This is a genomic window from Neorhizobium petrolearium (assembly GCF_029854435.1).
GTDB lineage: Bacteria > Pseudomonadota > Alphaproteobacteria > Rhizobiales > Rhizobiaceae > Neorhizobium > Neorhizobium petrolearium.
In genome coordinates this window covers 1,811,373-1,830,682 of sequence record NZ_CP123000.1, presented here as the reverse complement: position 1 = coordinate 1,830,682, position 19,310 = coordinate 1,811,373, and the positions used below count along the sequence as shown (strand labels likewise).

The 19,310-nt window shown below is 62.0% G+C and carries 14 protein-coding genes; 7 read left to right on the top strand and 7 right to left on the bottom strand.

Features of this window, described 5'->3' with window-relative positions:
• Positions 1-180: 180 nt before the first annotated feature.
• Positions 181-2,787, bottom strand: a complete 2,607-nt coding sequence (cckA, locus tag QEO92_RS09380) for a cell cycle histidine kinase CckA (protein WP_227702831.1) — start codon at positions 2,785-2,787, stop codon at positions 181-183.
• A gap of 253 nt (positions 2,788-3,040) precedes the next feature.
• On the opposite strand from cckA, the gene QEO92_RS09375 reads away from it, so the two are divergent.
• Positions 3,041-4,075: a flagellar biosynthetic protein FliO gene (locus QEO92_RS09375; RefSeq protein ID WP_227702830.1), complete on the top strand. Its 1,035-nt coding sequence runs from the start codon at positions 3,041-3,043 to the stop codon at positions 4,073-4,075.
• Between the two features lie 86 nt (positions 4,076-4,161).
• Here the strand turns inward: QEO92_RS09375 and dksA are convergent, their stop codons facing one another.
• Positions 4,162-4,581, bottom strand: a complete 420-nt coding sequence (gene dksA, locus QEO92_RS09370; RefSeq protein WP_037146726.1) for an RNA polymerase-binding protein DksA — start codon at positions 4,579-4,581, stop codon at positions 4,162-4,164.
• Positions 4,582-4,852: 271 nt separating this feature from the next.
• On the opposite strand from dksA, the gene QEO92_RS09365 reads away from it, so the two are divergent.
• The 4 genes from QEO92_RS09365 (at position 4,853) to QEO92_RS09350 (ending at position 8,636) form a co-directional block, all read left to right on the top strand.
• A complete protein-coding gene (locus QEO92_RS09365; RefSeq protein WP_227702829.1) occupies positions 4,853-5,362 on the top strand; it encodes a SixA phosphatase family protein in 510 nt (169 codons plus the stop codon).
• Positions 5,363-5,433: 71 nt separating this feature from the next.
• Positions 5,434-6,903: a YcjX family GTP-binding protein gene (locus tag QEO92_RS09360; RefSeq protein WP_227702828.1), complete on the top strand. Its 1,470-nt coding sequence runs from the start codon at positions 5,434-5,436 to the stop codon at positions 6,901-6,903.
• Entirely contained in the window at positions 6,900-7,979 is a 1,080-nt protein-coding gene (locus tag QEO92_RS09355; RefSeq protein WP_227702827.1) for a YcjF family protein, read from the top strand. Before QEO92_RS09360 ends, QEO92_RS09355 begins: the two co-directional genes overlap by 4 nt.
• Before the next feature lie 102 nt (positions 7,980-8,081).
• The gene (locus tag QEO92_RS09350; protein WP_210055368.1) at positions 8,082-8,636 is read left to right on the top strand and encodes a hypothetical protein; all 555 of its coding nucleotides are present in this window, start codon (positions 8,082-8,084) and stop codon (positions 8,634-8,636) included.
• Positions 8,637-8,654: 18 nt separating this feature from the next.
• Here QEO92_RS09350 and folK read toward each other — a convergent pair whose 3' ends face one another.
• From folK to folP, 3 genes are read right to left on the bottom strand one after another with little or no spacing between them, the layout of a single operon-like run.
• On the bottom strand, positions 8,655-9,197 hold the full coding sequence (gene folK, locus QEO92_RS09345; protein ID WP_407721093.1) for a 2-amino-4-hydroxy-6-hydroxymethyldihydropteridine diphosphokinase: 543 nt from the start codon (positions 9,195-9,197) through the stop codon (positions 8,655-8,657).
• Positions 9,166-9,531, bottom strand: coding sequence for a dihydroneopterin aldolase (gene folB / locus QEO92_RS09340; RefSeq protein WP_037146714.1), 366 nt, complete (start codon positions 9,529-9,531; stop codon positions 9,166-9,168). The genes folK and folB overlap by 32 nt, the downstream gene beginning before the upstream one ends.
• Positions 9,531-10,331, bottom strand: coding sequence for a dihydropteroate synthase (gene folP, locus QEO92_RS09335; RefSeq protein WP_081952718.1), 801 nt, complete (start codon positions 10,329-10,331; stop codon positions 9,531-9,533). Before folP ends, folB begins: the two co-directional genes overlap by 1 nt.
• A 181-nt stretch (positions 10,332-10,512) precedes the next feature.
• On the opposite strand from folP, the gene QEO92_RS09330 reads away from it, so the two are divergent.
• Positions 10,513-11,133 carry a DUF922 domain-containing Zn-dependent protease gene (locus tag QEO92_RS09330; protein WP_152601048.1) on the top strand — a complete coding sequence of 207 codons (621 nt, stop codon included), beginning with the start codon at positions 10,513-10,515 and terminating at the stop codon, positions 11,131-11,133.
• Positions 11,134-11,527: 394 nt separating this feature from the next.
• Here QEO92_RS09330 and QEO92_RS09325 read toward each other — a convergent pair whose 3' ends face one another.
• Together QEO92_RS09325 and QEO92_RS09320 are read right to left on the bottom strand one after the other, a co-directional pair.
• On the bottom strand, positions 11,528-11,848 hold the full coding sequence (locus tag QEO92_RS09325) for a 2Fe-2S iron-sulfur cluster-binding protein (protein WP_227702824.1): 321 nt from the start codon (positions 11,846-11,848) through the stop codon (positions 11,528-11,530).
• A 135-nt stretch (positions 11,849-11,983) separates the two neighbouring features.
• Entirely contained in the window at positions 11,984-12,352 is a 369-nt protein-coding gene (locus QEO92_RS09320) for an Hpt domain-containing protein (protein ID WP_037148405.1), read from the bottom strand.
• Positions 12,353-12,825: 473 nt separating this feature from the next.
• On the opposite strand from QEO92_RS09320, the gene QEO92_RS09315 reads away from it, so the two are divergent.
• Positions 12,826-19,254, top strand: coding sequence for an apolipoprotein A-IV repeat region-like domain-containing protein (locus QEO92_RS09315; RefSeq protein WP_227702823.1), 6,429 nt, complete (start codon positions 12,826-12,828; stop codon positions 19,252-19,254).
• The last annotated feature ends 56 nt before the right edge of the window (positions 19,255-19,310 follow it).

The following is a 19,310-nucleotide window of genomic DNA, read 5'->3' as shown; positions in this document are numbered from 1 at the left end:
TGTTTTGTTCTCATTTGACAAGCGCCAATCAACTGCTTGACTGCAAATCGTTATTTCCATTCCGTTCTCAAGATGTTCACGTATTCTGGCATGTGGAAAATTCATCAAGGAAAACAAGACATCGCCACATCCAGCGGACGAATCGCAGCGTTTCGAAATTTTTAGAAACCGGCCCGCTTCTCAGTTCGAATCAAGCATCTCCCGGACCGCGACAGCGAGCTGCTTCAGCGAAAACGGCTTTGGCAGGAAGCCGAACTTGGCGTCAGCCGGCAGGTTACGGGCAAAGGCATCTTCCGCATAGCCGGAAACGAAGATGAACTTCAGGTCCGGATAGGATTTGCGCAGCTCGGTAAGCAGCGTGGGCCCGTCCATTTCCGGCATGACGACATCGGAAACGACGATATCGACCTTGCCCTGAAGTTCCTCCATGATCTCCAGCGCCTCGGTGCCGGAACCCGCTTCGTGAACGGTATAACCGCGCGTTTCCAGCATGCGCTTGCCGCCGCGACGGACTGCTTCCTCGTCCTCGACCAACAGCACGACTGCGGACTTGCCTGTCAGATCGAGGTCTTCCGCGGGCGTCACCGAGACGACCGGTGGCGGGGCGGCCTGACCGGCCGGGGCATTGGTGGCAGCCCCCGGAGCGACCGCGACTGCCGCCTCGGGCACGTGGCGGGGCAGGAAGATGCGGAAACTCGTGCCGCGGCCGACTTCCGACTCCGGATAGATGTAGCCGCCGGATTGCTTGACGATCCCATAAACCATGGAGAGGCCGAGGCCGGTACCCTTGCCCACTTCCTTAGTGGTGAAGAAGGGTTCGAAAATCTTGTCCATGATTTCGGAGGGAATACCGGTGCCGGTATCGGAGACTTCCACCATCACGAAATCTTCCGAAGGCAGGTCCGCCTGATGAAAACCCGCGGCTTCCTCCGCGGAGACGTTGCGGGTCTTGATCAGGATCGTGCCGCCCTGAGGCATGGCATCGCGGGCATTGACGCAGAGGTTGATCAACACCTGTTCGAACTGCGAGAGATCGGTGCGCACCGGCCAGAGATCGCGGCCGTAATCCACTTCGAGCTTCACATTCGTGCCGGAGATCAATCGATCCACCAGCATGCGCAGATCGCCGACGACATCGGTGAGGTTCAGCACGACAGGCCGCATGGTCTGCTTGCGCGAGAAGGCAAGCAACTGGCGCACCAGCACCGCCGCACGGTTGGCGTTCCTCTTGATCTCCATGAGGTCCGCGAAACTCGCGTCGGAAGGACGCGCCTGCAAAAGCAGGTGATCGGACGAAAGCAGGATTGCGGTGAGCACATTGTTGAAGTCGTGCGCGATGCCGCCCGCAAGCGTACCGACCGCATTGAGCTTCTGTGTCTGCGCCATCTGGGTCTCGAGCGCCTTCTGCTCGGTCGTTTCGACCGCATAGACGATTGCCGCTTCTTCAGGCGCCTCGTCGCTCTCGTCGATCACGGCATTCACGTAGAAGCGCATATAACGGTTTTCGTCGGCAGGATGGCGCGAATCAATGGGTGCAATGTCACCCTGCCGGTCCTTTGCGGCGGCAAGCGCCTGCATGAGTTGCTGGCGGGAATTTTCATGCACGATGCGGTCGAGATCCGCGCCGGCCTCGACGTCGTCGCGCGATACCACGCCGGCGAACAGTTTCAGGAACGGTGCGTTGATGCGCAGGATCCTGCCTTCGCCGTCGACGGAAGCGATCGCCATCGGCGTGTTGTTGAAGAAGCGCGTGAAGCGCATCGCCGAGGCCGACTGATCTCCCTCGCCGCCCTTCGGCCGCGTCAATACGATCGTGCGGCTTTCACCCGGCGCACCGTCGCGGGTGGCGCTGACACTGTGCACCAGGCGCACGGGCAGGCTCTGGCCGTTGGTACGGCGCAGGTCGAGATCGAGCGTTTCGGTCCGCTGCAGCCCAGGGGCCGCCTGCACCGACTGAATGAGCGCCATGCCCTCACCCGCCACAAGGTCCGAAATCGTCATCGAACGCGGCATGAATTTGGTCAGATCAATGCCGAGCCATTCGGCGAGCGTGGCATTGAGATAGAAGATCTCGCCCTTCTTTCCGGCAGAAAAGAAGCCCGCCGGAGCATGGTCGAGATAGTCGATTGCATTCTGCAGTTCCCGGAAGAAGCGCTCCTGGTCCTCACGTTCGGAGGTGATGTCGGTAATCTGCCAGATATCGAGCTGGCCCTTGCCGGCCGGCCCGAGCAGCCGCGCCTTCAGACGATACCAATGGGCACCCGAGCCGTTGCCGGTGACGCGGCCAAGAGGCTGCATAAGCCGGAACTCCTCGTGACCCTCACGACCCTCACGGAGCGCCGTGGTCAGCCGGTAGAGCGCCTCGGTCGATTCACGGGTCTTGGAAAGCAGTGCTTCCAGGGATTGCACATTGCTTGCCTTGGTCGCGCCGGTCATCCGGCCATAGGCGGCGTTGGCATAGAGAATGCGACCCTTCGGATCGGTGATCAGAATTCCGTCGGGATGGCTGGCGAGGAACCCGCGTGCCAGCTCGTCGGATCGCGACTGCGGCATGACTTCGACAAGGCCGATAAGCGAGGAAACCAGGAAGAAAATGCCGACCATGGCGAGGATGCCGAGCAGTCCGAGCACCACCTCGTTGGCGAGCGCATGCTGGAACAGCACGAAGCCGGCGGCCACCCCGCAAAGCACGAGAGCCAGAAGAACGATCCGGATGATGGTGCCGCCGCGTGCCCCGCGCTCCACCAGAGGCGCCTCGTAGTTGCCGCCTTGCTGCAACTTCGTCATCAATTCCTCGCATTTCGGCCGGCGCCGCGGCCATGGACATCCGCAGGAAGAAATCCCCGCGATTCCTTCTTAGCAAGTTGCAGGTGAAGCAAAAAGCTCCGCAAGGCCACAAAACCCGGGACAGTTCGCAGGTGCGACCTATCTTTACCATTTCATCCCGCTTTTCCGGGATGGGACAACGACAGCGGACGGCTTGCCTCGGCATAAAAAAAGTCGTCTTTTACGGCAGCGTTCATATGAGGAGTGGCAAAAAATGTTGGAAGATCTGTTGAGCGCCTACGGTAGCCGCCTCGTGATCGCAGTCCTCGGTGTCGGCATTGCGCTTCTTCTGCTCGTTGTCGCGCTGTGGATGATCCGCGGCCGCAATGGCCCCTCGCCCTTCGTGCGCGGCGGGAAGAACCGCCAGCCACGGCTGCAGGTACTGGATGCCGCCGCCGTCGACGCACGCAGGCGCCTCGTCCTCGTCCGCCGCGACAATGTCGAACATCTGGTGATGATCGGCGGCCCGACGGATATCGTCATCGAGAGCGGGATTTCGACAGGGGCCACCGGCGTGAATGCGGCATCGGCGTCCGCAGCAAGCCGTTCCACACCTTTAGATCCTTCGGATATGACGGTTCCCTTCTCCGCTTTGCCGGCCGCCGAGCCGCGAACTGCTCTCGCCCAGCGTCCCGTGCCTCCGGAACCTCGCGTGGAGCCGGCAAGGGAACGTTCCGTTTCCCGCGACGCGACGCGTCCGGCGCCAGCCGTCATGCCGCTCGCCACCGGATCGGGGCCGATGGATGCAACGCCCCCGCGGCCCGCGCCGCCCATTCCTGCAGCGCCTCCCGAACATGCGGTCGCGCCGAAGACCGAACTTCCTGTCCGGCAGGCAACTGACGTGAAACCCGAACCCTTGCGGCCGGTCGGAGCAGTGGCGGCCGCCACCACGTCGGCTCATTCGCTCGACATTGCCGCCAATGTGCTTGATGCCGCCCGCGAACGGGTCCTGCAGGACGTCCCCGAGCCGCGCGTCGCGCCCGCCAATCCTGCGGCGGTTCCCCCCGTGCTCCAGCCCGCAGCCGAGAAACTGAAACAGCTCGGCAGCGATTTCGAACGAATCCTCGAACAGGAGATGGCCAACAATCTGGCCGCCCGCGAGGCCGCAGCGCTGGGGCAGCCGCCCGCTCCGACGCTGCCGCGCAATCCATCAGCAGCACCACGTGTCACCGGCGCCACGCCCGAGCCGTCCCTGCAGACGGAGGTCGCCCGCATCTTCGGCGAGATGTCTGTCAACCGCGACAAATGAGCGACGGCCCCCCCTATGATTTCTCGCCAATAAAAAAGGCACGGAGAACCGTGCCCTTGAAATTGCGTTTCGGCGAAATCGTGAAACTATTCGTCCCGGTAGACCTTCTCGCGGCGCTCGTGCCGTTCCTGCGCTTCAATCGACAGCGTTGCAATCGGTCGGGCGTCAAGACGCTTGAGCCCGATCGGCTCACCGGTCTCTTCGCAATAGCCGTAGGTGCCGTCTTCGATACGCTGGAGGGCGGCGTCAATCTTGGAAATCAGCTTGCGCTGGCGATCACGGGCGCGGAGTTCGATGGCTCTGTCGGTTTCGGAGGAGGCCCGATCGGCGAGATCGGGATGATTTGCGCTTTCTTCTGCCAGATGATCCAGCGTTTCGCGCGCTTCTCTCAGGATGTCATTTCTCCAAGCAATCAACTTTGCTCGGAAATACGCTTTTTGATTTGCATTCATGAACTCGTCGTCTTCCGAGAGCACATAATTGCTAAGATCGATCTTCTCACTCAACGCGATTCTCCTGAAGAACATCTCATGCGGCGCCTCTATATCCTATTCGCCTATGCCGGTTCAAGCCTTCCGCCAAGCATTAAGATATTTTTAAAACCGTCACAAAATTCAGCTAAATGGCTATTTTTTAAGCTTTATTGACTGCAGCCAGTATTCTTGTGCTTGACCTTGCCGGCTCATGTCGGTTCCAGCGGAAACATTTCGGGCAGTTGACGAGTATCCCATCGAAAGGCTACCCATCCAGTGAATTTCTTTGGTTCCGGCGCCGGGCATGACGACGATCACTCCTCCTCCTTCCCGCATCTATCTCCTGCGTCACGCCAAGTCTGGCTGGGCGGAGCCGGGACAGCATGATTTCGACCGGGCGCTCGACAATCAGGGCTTTGCCGAGGCCGAGATCGTCGCCGACAAAGCGGCCGACAGGAAATACTGGCCCGATATCGTGATCAGTTCGACCGCGGTCCGCTGCCGTCAGACGGCGGAAGCCGTGCGGCGTGCGACCGACGAGGCGATCGAGCCGGTCTATATCGACGAGCTCTACAGCGGCTCGCTCAGCACCTATCTTGCCGTCCTCGAAGGCCAGAAGGAAAGCACGTCGGTGATGCTGATCGGCCATAACCCGACCATGGAAGAGGTGCTGGAAGCGTTGATCGGCGCCGACCAGATGGTTGCCGCCATTCCGGGCGGCTATCCGCCTGCGGGTCTCGCCGTGCTCGATTATCGCGGGATTGTTGCAGGTTCCGGCGCGGCCTGGGTGCTGATCGACTTCCTGACGGCCTGAGACGTGCCGTCGCCTTTGCGGCATCGTCTCCGCTTCCTATATAGCTGGAACATTGAACCCGGAACGACGCCTTGCCGCCTTCGCTTACCAGCTTCACCGACGACGCGCGGATTGCGCTCGATAATATCACCGATCGGGCCTCGGGCCTCATGCATCCCGCCATCCGGCTTGGTGTCACTGGCCTGTCGCGGGCCGGCAAGACGGTGTTCATCTCATCGCTCGTCCACAACCTTTTGAACGGCGGTCGCCTGCCGCTCTTCGAAGCCGTCCGCTCCGGACGCGTTTCCGCGGTGCGGCTCGAACCACAACCGGACGATGCGATCCCGCGCTTCCAGTATGAGGACCATATCCAGGCGCTGGTGCGCGACCGCATCTGGCCGGATTCGACCCGCGCCATTTCGGAGCTGCGCATCACGCTGGACTATCAGAGCGCCAGCGGCTGGAGCCGGATGTTCTCGCGCGGCCGGCTTTCGATCGACATCGTCGATTATCCCGGCGAATGGCTGCTCGACCTTCCGCTTCTCACCCAGGATTTTCGCGCGTTCAGCGAGAACACCGTAACGCTCGCCGAAACCGGCATCCGCAAGGAATTGTCGCGCGAGTGGCTGGCGCTGGCATCGAGCATCGACATGGACGCGCCGGCGGACGAGATGACGGCGCGGCGCCTTTCGGAGGCTTTTGCAGCTTATCTGAGGGCCTGCAAGGCTGATGAGCGCTCGCTGTCGACCTTGCCGCCCGGACGCTTTCTGATGCCCGGCGATCTGGAGGGTTCGCCCGCGCTCACCTTCGCGCCGCTGCCGAACATTCCGGAGACCAAAGCCTCCAAGGGTTCGCTGCGGGCCATGATGGAACGCCGCTACGACGCTTATAAAAACGTGGTCGTCAAACCCTTCTTCCGCGAGCATTTCGCCCGGCTCGACCGACAGATCGTGCTGATCGACGCTCTTCAGGCGATCAACCGCGGCCCGGAAGCCGTGCAGGATCTGGAACGCGCGCTGACGGACGTGCTCGCCTGTTTCCGCCCCGGCAGCAACAGCTTCTTCTCGTCGCTCGTCGGCCGAAGGATCGACAAGGTTCTGGTCGCCGCCACCAAGGCGGACCACCTGCATCACGAAAGCCATGACCGGCTGGAAAGGCTCACCGGCCGTCTGGTCGATCGCGCGATCCAGCGGATCGGCATGGCAGGCGCGGGCATCGAGGTGATGGCGATCGCTTCCGTCCGCGCCACCCGCGAGGCGACCGTCAAGGAAGACAACCACATCCTGCCGGTCATCGTCGGTACGCCGATGGCGGGAGAGACAATCAATGGCGAACGTTTCGACGGAAACAAGAAAACTGCCATATTTCCCGGTGACTTACCTGATAATCCTGAAGCATTGTTTCAAAATCTCGATGCACCAAATGCGGAACTCCCGGAAATCAACGTCGTTCGCTTCCGCCCGCCGGCGCTGGAAGAATCGAACGGCGGCCTGAAGCTCTCCGTGCCGCATATCCGGCTCGACCGCGCCATGCAGTTCCTGTTCGGAGACCGCCTCGCATGAAACCGCCCGAGACACCTCAGAACGGCAAGCGCCGGCCCGCCTCCTTCACGGTGGAAGAAGAAGCGATATCTCATGGCGAGGCAGCCCCCCCGGTTCGTCGCAGCCCGCGCAGTTTCGAGGGCGAGGTCGTCGTCACCCCTGATGACCAGGACCCTTTCGTGACGCCGGCCGAGCTCGCCCCGGAAGCGATCCCTGTTGCCGAGCCGCGGGCGCGCAAGAAATTCTCCTTCGTCAATCTGGCGCTCGCCGCCTTCGGCACCTTCCTGTCGCTCGCCTTCGGACTGTGGGCCGACCAAGTGATCCGCGACCTCTTCTCGCGCGCCGACTGGCTCGGCTATGCGGCACTGATCGCGCTCGGGGCCGGGCTTCTCGCGGTGGCGGTGATCATCGGTCGTGAAATCTTCGGCATGATGCGGCTTTCCGCCGTCCAGACGTTGAAGACGGAAGCCGAGGAAGCGATCCTTTCCCCTCGTCCGGCAGCGGCACGCACTGTCGTCTCGAGGCTTGCGAAAATCCTCAGCCATCGCGCCGAGACCGCCAGGGGCCGGGCCACGCTCGATGCCACGAAAGATGACATTATTGACGGCCCACAGCTTCTGGAACTGGCCGAACGGGAACTCCTGGCTCCTCTCGACCGCAAGGCCCGCGCACTGATCCTCGGCTCATCCAAACGCGTTTCGATCGTCACCGCCGTCAGCCCCCGCGCGGTCGTCGACCTTGCCTATGTGCTCTTCGAAGTCACAAGGCTCATCCGCGCCATGGCGGAACTTTATGGGGGCCGACCGGGTACTCTCGGCCTCATGAGGCTGATGCGGGACGTGATCGCGCATCTCGCCGTCACAGGCTCCATCGCGGTCGGCGACGGCCTCGCCCAGCAGGTTCTCGGCCACGGGCTTGCCTCGAAACTGTCGAAGAGGCTTGGCGAAGGGGTCATCAACGGGATGCTCACCGCTCGAATCGGTATCGCCGCCATGGACCTCTGCCGGCCACTTCCTTTCAAGGCAGTCAAGCGCCCGGGGATCGGTGATTTCATCTCGGATATTGCAGCGGTCGGCAGCCGGAAAGACGAAGAATAGGCCGATCGAGGGTCGCTGCAATCCGGCCACGGATACCACTCGTTAACCATTCCCGCCTAAATTACGAAGCACTTAACGTCGCTGCTTGTCGGGGAAAGTATCATGTATCCGCGCCTCCTTTCGCTTATCGGCGGGCTTGCCGTTCTGACTGTCGCGGCCACGTCGGCCATGGCTCCGCAAGCGGAAGCCGCTCCTCGCGACAAGGTTTTCTTCCAGTCGGTCGCCGGCGCCTGGAAAGGCCCGGGCGAAATCGTCGCCGGCAAATACAAGGGCACCAAATTCAGTTGCAGCCTGACCGGTGCACCGACTCCGGACGGCGATGTCGGCATCAAGCTCGACGGCACCTGCCGGGTCGGCGTCTTCCAGCAGCCTATGTCGGCGGTTATCACCCAGAGCGGTCGCGGCTACACCGGCAAATTCCTGGACGGCGCGGAAGGCAAGGGTCTCGACATCATCTCCGGGTCGGTCAATGGCGACAAGGTCGTGATGGGCATCAACCGTGCCAAGCTCAACGGCGCCATGGTGGCGAGCCTGCGCGGCGAGAACAAGATGAACATCACGATTTCGGTCAAGGTCGAAGACCAGATGATTCCGGTCATCGGGCTCAGCCTCGACCGGGACCTCGACTCGATCGCCGTCGGTTCGATCAACCAGTAAAGACTGCGTCCGCGGCGCTTACACGCCCCGCCACCAATCCTGGCTGTCCCTTGCGATCTTGATGCCGGCGGTATCCGTTTCCTGGAGCCACTCGCCCACTTTTCGTCCCTTGACCAGAAGGTCTGGTGCGATATCTGCAAGCGGCATCATCACAAAGCCCCGCTCGGTCATGCGGGGGTGCGGCAATTCCAGTTTCTCGCTCTTCTGCTTACGCGTCCCGTAGGTGAGGATGTCTATGTCGATAGTACGCGGCCCCCAGCGCTCCCGTCGCACTCTCTTCATGCCCTGTTCGATCGACAGGCAGACATCGAGAAGTTCCTCGGGGTCCAGCGACGTTTCCACAAGCGCACAGCAGTTGAAGAAATCCGCCTGATCCGTCTTTCCCCAGGGCGGAGTAGAATAAAGTTTCGAAACGGCGAGGACGCGGCAATCTTCGCGCTGGTCGAGTTGCCGCAGGGCTTCGGCCATGGCGGCCGGGGGATCGCCGATATTGCCGCCGATACCCAATGCGGCGATCTCGACGGGCTTTTCAGGCGACGTGCTCAACGCGCACCTCCGCATAATCCAGGATACCCGGGATCGGCACGCTCGGCTTGCGAACGGTGATATCGGCACGCTTGATCTGCGGAGACCAGGCGCAGAGCGCCACGGCGATATCCCTGGCGAGCGCCTCGATCAGGTTGCGGCGGTTCTGCGTCACGACTTTTTCGACAATCTCATAGGCGATGCCGTAGTGGACCGTACTCTCGACATCATCGTTTTCGAGCGCCTCGTCCGCTGCCACATGCATGACGACGTCGACGAAGAAGCGCTGGCCGAGCGTGGCTTCCTGCTCAAATGCGCCATGCCGGGCGTAAAAGCCGCAGTTCTTCAGCGTGATCGTATAGGTGCCCATCAGGTATTTCCTTTTTCCTCATGAGCCCAGGCGGCAGCCAGCACGGCATCCGCCATCGCCAGCGCATCGCGGTTGGCGGCGACATTGTGGACGCGGAAGATCGCCGCTCCCGCAAGCCGCAGGATGGCAGTAGTCGCGGCGGTCGCGACATCGCGCTCCTCCGGCTTGTCGCGGCCTGTCCCAGCGCCGATGAAACGCTTTCGCGATGTACCGACAAGCAGCGGAAAGCCAAGCCGGTGCAGCTCGGCAAAGCGCGCCATCAGCTCCATGTCGTCGTCGCGGTTCTTGGCGAAACCGAAGCCCGGATCGAGTACGATCGCCTCTTCCGGAATACCGGCGGCACGGGCGATCTCAAGCGATTTTGTGAGGAAGAATTCCTGGTCCGCGATGCGGTCGGCCCGCTTTTCCTGCTCGCGGCCCCGGCCGGTATGCATGATGCAGATGCCGGCTCCCGTCGCCGCGGCGACCGTTGCGATCTCCGGCTCGCGCTGCAGGCCGTGCACGTCGTTGATGATGTGGGCGCCTGCCGCCATGGCGAGCCTCGCCGTCTCGGCACGATAGGTGTCAATGGAGATCAGCGCGTCAGTCTCTGCCGCAAGCCTCTCGATGACCGGCAGGACACGGCCCTGCTCTTCCGCGGCCATTACTTCCGCCGCGCCTGGCCGCGTCGATTCGCCGCCGATGTCGAGAATTGCGGCACCGTCGCGGACGCAGGCGAGCGCGTGAGCCACCGCAGCGTCGACGCTTCCGTAGCGTCCGCCATCGGAGAAGGAATCCGGCGTGACGTTGATGATCGCCATGATATGGCCCGTCGGGCCAAGCTCGAGGGTCCGGCCCCGCCCAACGTGCCATGACCTGTTGCGCCGCGATGTCACCGGCTGTCCATCTGTCGAGGGGTAACGCAAAATTTCATGCCTTTGTGTTGCGCTCCCATTGGCTATGCCCCAAGCTTGATTGAAGTTCAACGTCGCAGGCCAGAGAATGTTTTTAATGCGCAGGGTCCGCCGGCTTTCCGGTGCAATTCTTTTCCTCTGCGTGATCCCGGCGGTGGCTTCGGCCCAGCCAGCCATCACCAAGACCTATTCCTATTTCCGGATCGGCGGACGCACGGCGGAAGATCTCGACAAGGAACTCGAGAAGCGAGGCCCCGTCACGCGCACGACCGGACACCGCCACCCGGGGGCGACGGAGATCAAATTCGGCGGCGACGTCACCTATATGGAAAAGGGCGGGCGCTGCGAGATCAGCGGCGCGCGGGTGACGTTGCGCACCCGCATCGTCCTGCCACGCTGGAGCAATCGCAGACGCGCCACAGCCGACCTCGGTTTCATCTGGGACACGCTGTCGACGGATATCAAGCGGCACGAGGAGCGCCATGCGGAGATCGCCCGCAACCATGCCTACCAGTTGGAACGGGAACTGCTCGCCCTTCGTCCGAACAGGAGTTGTGAGGTTCTGGAAAAACAGGTGGCGGAGATCACAAGCCGGCTTCTCGAATCCCATGACAGGGAACAGTTGCGCTTCGATCAGGTCGAGGCGGCGAATTTCGATGCGCGCCTGATGCGGCTCCTGCAGTACAACCTGAAGCGCAGAGGCAAGTAAGCCGCGTTCCTTGAAATCGCCAACTCGAACGCAGCGAAGCTTTCGTGAAGCTTGCGCCTCATCCGGCCAATGACGGATGATTTATCGCGATAGCCTAAAATACGAATCTCATATATAGATGAGACATGGTTGATCTGCCGGCGAGTCGTCGAAAGGCGAAGCAAACGAGGTAGATAGCAACGAGATCAGTGTGCGTTCCGATCGGGCGGCGATATGTTGCACAGCCCCCCTCGGCATCCGTGAGTATCGTTTTCCGCGCTTTTTAGGTTCTCCTGGCGCGTCTTCAGCCACAGGTGTCTCCTCCCTCGCCTGTTGGTGATGCGCCCGCCTCGCCTCGCTTGCAGTTTTGCGCAGCGAGGCTTCTTTTTGCGCTTCTTTCGTGAAAAAGAGAAGGTCAGGCCTGCCGCTCAGGCACGTTGACGATCAGCCCGTCGAGCTCGGGCTTCACCTTGATCTGACAGGAAAGCCGGGAATTCGGCCTCACCTCGAAGGCGAAGTCGAGCATGTCCTCCTCCATCGGTGCGGGCGGCCCCACCTTTTCGGTCCAGGCCTCATCCACATAGACATGACAGGTCGCACAGGCGCAGGCGCCGCCGCATTCCGCCTCGATGCCGGGAACGGAATTGCGAACCGCATTCTCCATGACTGTGGAGCCGGGTTCGGCGTCGATATCGAAGCGCGTTCCGTCGAAGGCAACGATGGTCAGTTTCGTCATGATGTTGGAAATCCGGGATGTTGAAGGGTTACGGCTTATTTAAGCGCGCTGTCTTCCAATAAAACCCCGGTCCAGTCAACATTTTCGGGCGCCGCAGGCTGTCCCATGGGCGCCCTGAGCCAAAAATTAATGCCTCTAGCGGCAGAGCTTATTGATGAAGTTTTCCACTTCGATGACGGCTGCGTCGACAGCGGCCTTCAGAGCGGCGTCCGCACTCTTGTTTTCGAGTTTCTCGGCTGCTGCTGAAACCTGGAAAGCACCGACCGCGCTGGCGGCTCCCTTCAGGCGATGGGCGACAGCCGCGGTCGTCGCAGCGTCGGCGCCGGTCATGTCCTGCAGCGCACGCCGCGCTTGGCGCGCGAACATCTGCAGCACTTCGATTTCGAGCGCCTTGTCGCCCATAGTCTGGTGCGCGAGATGAACGAGATCAATCGGACGGGAGTGCGAGGGGCACGCGCCCCGATGATTTTCCGGCGCTTCGAACGCGATACTGACGGCTGCCATTGCCATGGACCAGTTTTCCCTATTGTTATTCTAAAAGTGTCCCGAATTGTGCGGGGCACATGCCGCTATCCCGTTAAATTCCGGCACAATCGGGGCTGAAATCTTCCCATATGGTTAATTTCTGCTAAGCTCCCGGGATTTTAGGACTTTTGCATCTTTCCATGGTTTAAATTCTGTTAACAACAATCCGAGCCACCGGCCTCAGGCAGGCGTTTTAATTGTGCCAGATGGCCGGATGTGCCACTACAGTACGACTAAGGTGGCGAGGAATATTCTCCTTTTGCCGCAGATGTCAGGTTGGTAAGCTTTCGTTATCATCCGTTTGAAAGAACGGCCGTCCGACCTGAAAGTGAATAGGAAACAGGCTCCATGAGGGAGTTGGGTTTCCGGCAGGCAGTGTTCCGTCTTTCGGTCTGCGGGCGGCAGAGCGTCGGATGGGATGGCCGGGCGAGTATGTAACGAGGCGTAACCGCATGGCGAAGAAAACCAGCAGCGAATCGATCGACGAGACGGCGTTCCAGGCGTTGGAAGATGCTCTGAAGATCAATTTCGACGATGAGCCGCCGCGCCCCAAACCAGCGCTCCATGCCTCGGAGGCCCGCGTGTCAGATACATCCAAGCAGCGTCCGGCTCCCTCGCAGAATCAGGAGGACACCGCCGAATCCTACAGATCGTCGGCTTCCGAGACCGTTGCCAAGTCTCCTGCCCTCCAGCCTGCCAATGACGCCGGCAGGCGCAGTACGACGGCCCTTCTCAGGACACTGGAAGGCGGCGCGATGCGTTCGGCCATCCGCAATGCGGTGATCATCTCGATTCTCTGGGCGATCGCCGGCATCGGGCTTGGCCAGCTCATTTATGGCAGCCAACTGTGGGAAATCACTTCCGTCGCCGGCGTGCTTGCTGCGCCGGGCCTCGTCGCGCTCGTGGTCGGCATCCTTGTGCCAATCATGCTGTTCTTCGCCTTCGCCATCATGATGGCGCGCGCGCAAGATCTCAGGAACGCTGCCCGCTCCATGGCCGAAGTGGCGCTTCGCTTGTCCGAGCCGGAGACGATCGCCTCCGAGCGGATCATGAGCGTCGGACAGGCCGTGCGCCGCGAAGTCTCGGCGATGAATGAAGGCATCGAGCGCACCATCGCACGCGCCACCGAGCTCGAAACCCTTGTGCATTCGGAAGTCAATGCGCTGGAGCGCAGCTTCACCGACAATGAGTTGCGCGTCAGAGGGCTCGTGCACGAACTCGGCGCCGAGCGCGATGCAATCGTCAATCACGCGGAACGCATCCGCTCCTCGATCGTCGGCGCTCATGACCAGCTCAAGGAAGAGCTGTCGCTGGCGACCGAAGAGATTTCGGTCCGCCTGGCAACATCCGGCGAAGCATTCGCTTCGATGATCGATACCCGTGCCGCCGCGCTGATGGAGAAATCCGACGCAGCCGGCGAGGCGCTGGGCACGTTGCTCACCAACAAGGCGGAAAGCCTGCTACAGACCCTGAACTCCTCCGGCTTCGCGCTCGCCCACGAATTCGACGAGCGGATGGAAGAGATCACCTCGGTGCTTTCGCAACGCGGCCAGGCGCTGCTGAACGAATTCGAAACCCGCGCCTCGACGCTCGACGCCAATACTGAAAAGCTGAACGCGGCCCTTGCCGACCGCACCCGACAGCTCAACGAAACCCTGCTCGCCCGCACACGCGAAATCACGGAAGGCCTCACAGACAGCGAAAGGACGCTCACCGGCTCCCTCGACGGTATCCTCGCCACCCTCAACAGCTCGCTCGATGAAAGAGGCTCTTTCTTCCGCCAGAGCTTGCAGAGCACGGTTGACGACGTCGTCATGGACCTCGACATGCGTTCCGGCTTCTTCGAGGAACGCCTGCAGGCAACCGTCGGCCAGCTCAGCACGACGTTTGACGAGAGCATCTCGCAGTTCACGTCGGCATTCGATCAGCGTGCCGGCACGCTCGACAGCAAGCTGATGGACAGCCTTGCCCGCATAAACGAGACCGTTGCAAGCGGCTCGGAGTCGATCGAGAACATCTTAAGCTCCAGCATCGAGCGCATCAGCTCCTCGCTGACCGACCAGTCGCTCGCGCTTGCGACCACACTCGACACCGGCCAGGAAGTGCTCGATTCCGTGCTTGAAAGCCGCGCGCGCGAGCTGTCCGGCGCGCTGACGGCCCGCAGCAGCGAGATCCAGGATACGCTCGCCTCTCGCACGGCCGAAATCCACACCGTGCTTGCATCGCGGACAGGCGAGATCCAGGACGCGTTTTCGAATGTCCACGAGACGATCGACGGCACACTGACCTCCCACGTCGCCGGCATCCAGGATGCGCTTGGATTACGTATCGGCGAGCTTCAGCAAGGGCTTGCGAGTGTTCAGCAGACGATCGACGGTACGTTTGCCGAGCGCAGCAACTACCTTCTCGATGCGCTCTCGGAAAACCAGACGAGGTTCGAGCAGGGGCTGGCAGTCCGCTCCGGCGCGATCATCACCGCCCTTTCCAGCAGCCACGATCATCTGACCGAGGTTCTCAGCCAGAAGACCGCCGCGCTCGACACGCTGATCTCCAATGCGCCGGAGCGTCTGGCAGGCATGTTCGACGAGAAGTCGGCACATATCGCCCGGACACTCTCGGAAAGCGAAGAGCGCATCAGCGGCGATCTCGGCCGCCATGCCACTGCCATGCAGGCATCGCTTGATACCAATCGGGAACGCATTTCCGAGATCCTCGAAGACAAATCGATGGAAATCGCAACGTCCTTTGCGCTCGGCGAGGATCGCCTCACCGGCATGCTGGATGAAAAATCGGAATCCATTGTCCACGCGCTTTCCGAGACCGAACAGAGGATCGGCGACAATCTCGGTCGCCGTACGTCGGAAATCCATGAGACCTTGAATACCAACCGCGAAAAGCTCGCGGAGATCCTCGAAGACAAGTCGATGGAAATCGCAACGTCCTTCGCGCTCGGCGAGGATCGCCTCACCGGCATGTTGAATGAAAAGTCGGAATCCATTGCCCGCGCGCTTTCCGAGACCGAACAGAAGATCGGCGACAATCTCGGCCGGCGGACGTCGGAAATCCATGAGACGTTGAACACCAACCGCGAAAAGCTCGCCGAGATTCTCGACGACAAGACGATGGAAATCGCCACCTCCTTCGCGCTCGGCGAGGACCGCCTCACCGGCGCGTTGAATGAAAAGTCGGAATCCATCCTCCGCGCGCTTTCCGAGACCGAACAGCAGATCGGCGACAATCTCAGCCGGCGCACGTCCGAAATCCATGAAACGCTGAATACAAACCGCGAAAAGCTCGCCGAGATTCTCGACGACAAGTCGATGGAAATCGCCACTTCCTTGGCACTCAGCGAAGATCGTCTCTCGGGCATGCTGGACGAAAAGGCCACCGCGCTTGCGAGCACGCTCACCGATGCGGACGGCCGCATCGAGCAGTCCTTCGCTGCCCGGGTGGATGCCATTCGCAACGCCTATGCCGACAACCAGCTCAATCTCGACCTTTCCCTGGAGAACCGGACCGCCGAGCTCTCGCGTATTCTCGAAAGCGGCGGAGCTCGTCTGGAACAGACCGTCGGCGGGGCAGCAGGTCGCATCGAGAGCACGCTCGCAGACGGCACGCAACGGTTCGAGACGGGCATGGCCGACGGGCTGGAACGCATGGAGACGGTTCTCGGTTCAACACAGGACCGCATTGCCGCGACCATCGGCCTCGGCCATCAGCAGATGGAAGCGACCCTCGGCTCCGGATACGAACAGCTGCGTGAGACGCTCGAAGAACGCACCGCCATGATCGCCGGCGCACTGGGCGAGGCGCATGAGCAGATCGGCAGCCTGATGAACGATCAGGCGACGTCCATCAGCACCTCCATCGCGGCGAGTGCCGGCATGCTGGAAATGTCGCTCGAGCACCAGCAGAGCACGCTGAGGGATGCCATCGACGCGGCTGGCCAGTCGCTGGAAGAACGGCTGCGCAACAATGTCGGCGCGCTCACCACGCAGCTTTCCGACGCGGCCAGCGGCATCGGACAGTCGGCGGATGCCTTTTCCAACCGTGTCCGTGAGACCGTCGGCGATGTCCAGCAGGCGCTCGAGGAAACCGGAAGCCGGATCGAGTCCACGTTCGGTGGTCTCGAAGGCCGTATCCGCGGCGAAATCCTCAACGCAACCCAGCTCGTCGAAGATGCCGGCACCAAGCTTTCCACCACGCTTGGCAGCCGTACGGCCGATCTGGAGCGTGCCGCGGGCGAAGCGACGGACCGGATCGCCGAGACCATGGACAGCCGTACGGCCCGGATCGAGGAACGGCTCGGAACGGTCGACAGGGCGTTGACGATCGGTCTCGACAACGTGACAAAAACCATCGAAAGCAAGGCCGTCGGCCTCGCCTCGACACTGCGCGAAGCGGTCAGCGCCGCGGCCCAGAGCATGGATGGCGAGGCCACCCGATCGGCTGAAGCGCTCGCCCGCGCCGGCTCCGAATTCACGCAGGAACTCGCCAACCGAAATGACGAGTTCACCAAGGCGATCGAAGAGCGTTCCACGGAGATCGTCGGTCGGATTTCGGAAACGCAGAACCGGCTTGCCGGCCAGGCGGCGACCGTGGCGCATGCCTTCTCCGAGGCTGGCAGCGCGATCGTCAGCAAGGTGGCGGAAGCCGACAATCTCGTCAAACGCCAGGTGGCAGCGATTTCGGAAGCGCTCGACGATGCCCAGAAGGTGCTCGGCACCCGCGGCGACGATATCCGCGGCGCGCTCGCCGAAACCGCGAGCCAGCTCGACAGCGCGATGGACGCCGTAGACCGTGCACTTGCCGCGCGCGGCGATGCGATCCGCTCGGCCCTCGATACTCGCGCCCGCGATCTCAATTCCATGCTCGCAAGCCGTTCGGCGGAGCTGTCGCGCATTCTCGACGAGAAGGCAAAGCCGATGGTCGAGGAATACGCAGAGACCGGCCGAGCCGCCGTCACGCAGATCACCGCCGCGGCCCAGCAGGGTGCAGAACGGCTCTCGACCACGGCCGAGGAAACAAGCGCGCGCATCCGTAACGAAAATTCGGCGCTTATCGATGCCATCGCCGCCCGGACGAACGAAACGCTTGCGGCAATCAGCCAGCGGACCGAGGATGCCGCCGGCACCATGCGTCGTGTCGAACAGGGTCTGTCGGTCGCAGTAAACGGCCTCATCGACAAGCTTGCAGAAAGCAATTCCAGCATCAGCGCACTGGTTCAACAGGCGACGCAGGAACTCGGCAGCACCACGGAGCTGGTCGTGGAGCATCTGGCAGAGGCCGACCGCAAGTTTGGCGTGACGGCCAATCGCTTCACGCAATCGGCAACACAAGCCGCGGACATCGTTTCCGGTTCGACCCGCATGCTGGAGACCAATATCGAACGGATGACGGAGGTGTTCAGCCAGACGTTCGACCAGGTGGGTGGCATCGTCAGCCGTTTCGACGAACATTCCAAGATGCTTGCGCAGGCGTCCGATCTCCTTGACGCCGCCCAGTCCAACCTCACCAGCACGCTGGACGAGCGCCAGAGCGCCCTCAACAGCCTGGCTGGCGGTCTCGTCAGGCGCTCAGAGGAAATCGAAGCGACGATGCGCAGCCTGACAAGCCTCGTCGACGGAGCCTTTGAGCGTGCGGAAGAACGTTCACTGCAGGTGGGGTCGCGGCTGCGTGAAAGCCTGCACACCTCGTTTGCCGATATCGGCCGCACGCTCGGAGAAACCCAGCACCGCGCCGAAGTCACTGCGGATGCGATGCGCGAAGCGCTGACCAATGCCGGCGGCGACGCCAATCGTGCCATCGAGGCAACGCTCTCGGAGGCCGAAAAGCGCACCCGCGACCTGTCCGAGCGGATGCGCGGCAGCATCTCGCAGTCGCTCGGCGATATCGAACGGCTGTTGTCGGATGCCACCAACCGGTCCGGCAGCGCGGCCGAGCAGCTTCGCGAGACGCTGCGCGAGTCGGTCGAGGAGGCGATCAACCGGTTCTCCGGAGCGACCGACGAGATCCGCCGTTCGGCCCAGGATATCCGCCGCGAACTCGACGTCACCCGCTCGGAGCTGAAACGCGGTGCCTTCGATCTTCCGGAGGAAGCCAAGGAAAGTGCGGCGGCCATGCGCCGCGCTGTCGCCGAGCAGATCAAGGCCCTTCAGGATATTTCCGCGCTGGTCGGCCGCTCCACGCAGAACTTCGAGGTCTCCGAAGCCTCGACGCCCCGCCCCGCCCCGGCGCCTCAGCCTCAGCCGGCGCCGGCCCGTCCGCAGCCGGCTCCGGCTCCATCCCGCAATGATCCCTATGCCTCGGGCTCGCTGCGCGGCACGCTTCCGCTCGACCGGCCGGCATCGACGCCGGCTCCGCGTGCGCCCGAACAGCAGGGATCGCGCGGTGATGAAGGCTGGATCAGCAACCTCCTGCGCGGCGCCTCGCGCGACGAGCTCGGGGAAGCGCCGGCGGCACGCCAGCCGCAACCCTCCCGTCCGGCCGAACCGGCTCCCGCACCACGCAGCAATGGCGACAACCGCAATCCGCGCCACATGGTCGAGTCGCTGAATTCGCTCTCGGTCGATATCGCCCGCGCCATCGACCACGACGCGTCGGTCGACCTTTGGCGGCGCTACCAGCGCGGCGAGCGCGACGTCTTCACCCGTCGCCTCTATACGCTGAAGGGCCAGCAGACCTTCGACGAGATCAAGCGCAAGTACGAGCGCGAGCCGGAATTCCGCAAGGCCGTCGATCGCTATATCGCCGATTTCGAAAAGCTGCTTGCCGACGTCGCCCGCACCGACCGCGACAAGACGGTGACGCAGAGCTACCTGACTTCGGATACGGGCAAGGTCTATACGATGCTCGCCCACGCCGCCGGCCGGTTCAGCTGAGATTAGGTCAATCGCCTGCCAAACAGAAAAGGCCGCCTTCAAGGCGGCCTTTTCTG

What these genes read in the sequence shown, in the direction of transcription:
- cckA (WP_227702831.1), bottom strand. Translation starts at nt 2,787, where the DNA reads ATGACGAAGTTGCAGCAAGGCGGCAACTACGAGGCGCCTCTGGTGGAG.
- QEO92_RS09375 (WP_227702830.1), top strand. Translation starts at nt 3,041, where the DNA reads ATGTTGGAAGATCTGTTGAGCGCCTACGGTAGCCGCCTCGTGATCGCA.
- QEO92_RS09365 (WP_227702829.1), top strand. Translation starts at nt 4,853, where the DNA reads ATGACGACGATCACTCCTCCTCCTTCCCGCATCTATCTCCTGCGTCAC.
- QEO92_RS09355 (WP_227702827.1), top strand. Translation starts at nt 6,900, where the DNA reads ATGAAACCGCCCGAGACACCTCAGAACGGCAAGCGCCGGCCCGCCTCC.
- QEO92_RS09350 (WP_210055368.1), top strand. Translation starts at nt 8,082, where the DNA reads ATGTATCCGCGCCTCCTTTCGCTTATCGGCGGGCTTGCCGTTCTGACT.
- folK (WP_407721093.1), bottom strand. Translation starts at nt 9,197, where the DNA reads ATGCGGAGGTGCGCGTTGAGCACGTCGCCTGAAAAGCCCGTCGAGATC.
- folB (WP_037146714.1), bottom strand. Translation starts at nt 9,531, where the DNA reads ATGGGCACCTATACGATCACGCTGAAGAACTGCGGCTTTTACGCCCGG.
- folP (WP_081952718.1), bottom strand. Translation starts at nt 10,331, where the DNA reads ATGGCGATCATCAACGTCACGCCGGATTCCTTCTCCGATGGCGGACGC.
- QEO92_RS09330 (WP_152601048.1), top strand. Translation starts at nt 10,513, where the DNA reads ATGTTTTTAATGCGCAGGGTCCGCCGGCTTTCCGGTGCAATTCTTTTC.
- QEO92_RS09325 (WP_227702824.1), bottom strand. Translation starts at nt 11,848, where the DNA reads ATGACGAAACTGACCATCGTTGCCTTCGACGGAACGCGCTTCGATATC.
- QEO92_RS09320 (WP_037148405.1), bottom strand. Translation starts at nt 12,352, where the DNA reads ATGGCAGCCGTCAGTATCGCGTTCGAAGCGCCGGAAAATCATCGGGGC.
- QEO92_RS09315 (WP_227702823.1), top strand. Translation starts at nt 12,826, where the DNA reads ATGGCGAAGAAAACCAGCAGCGAATCGATCGACGAGACGGCGTTCCAG.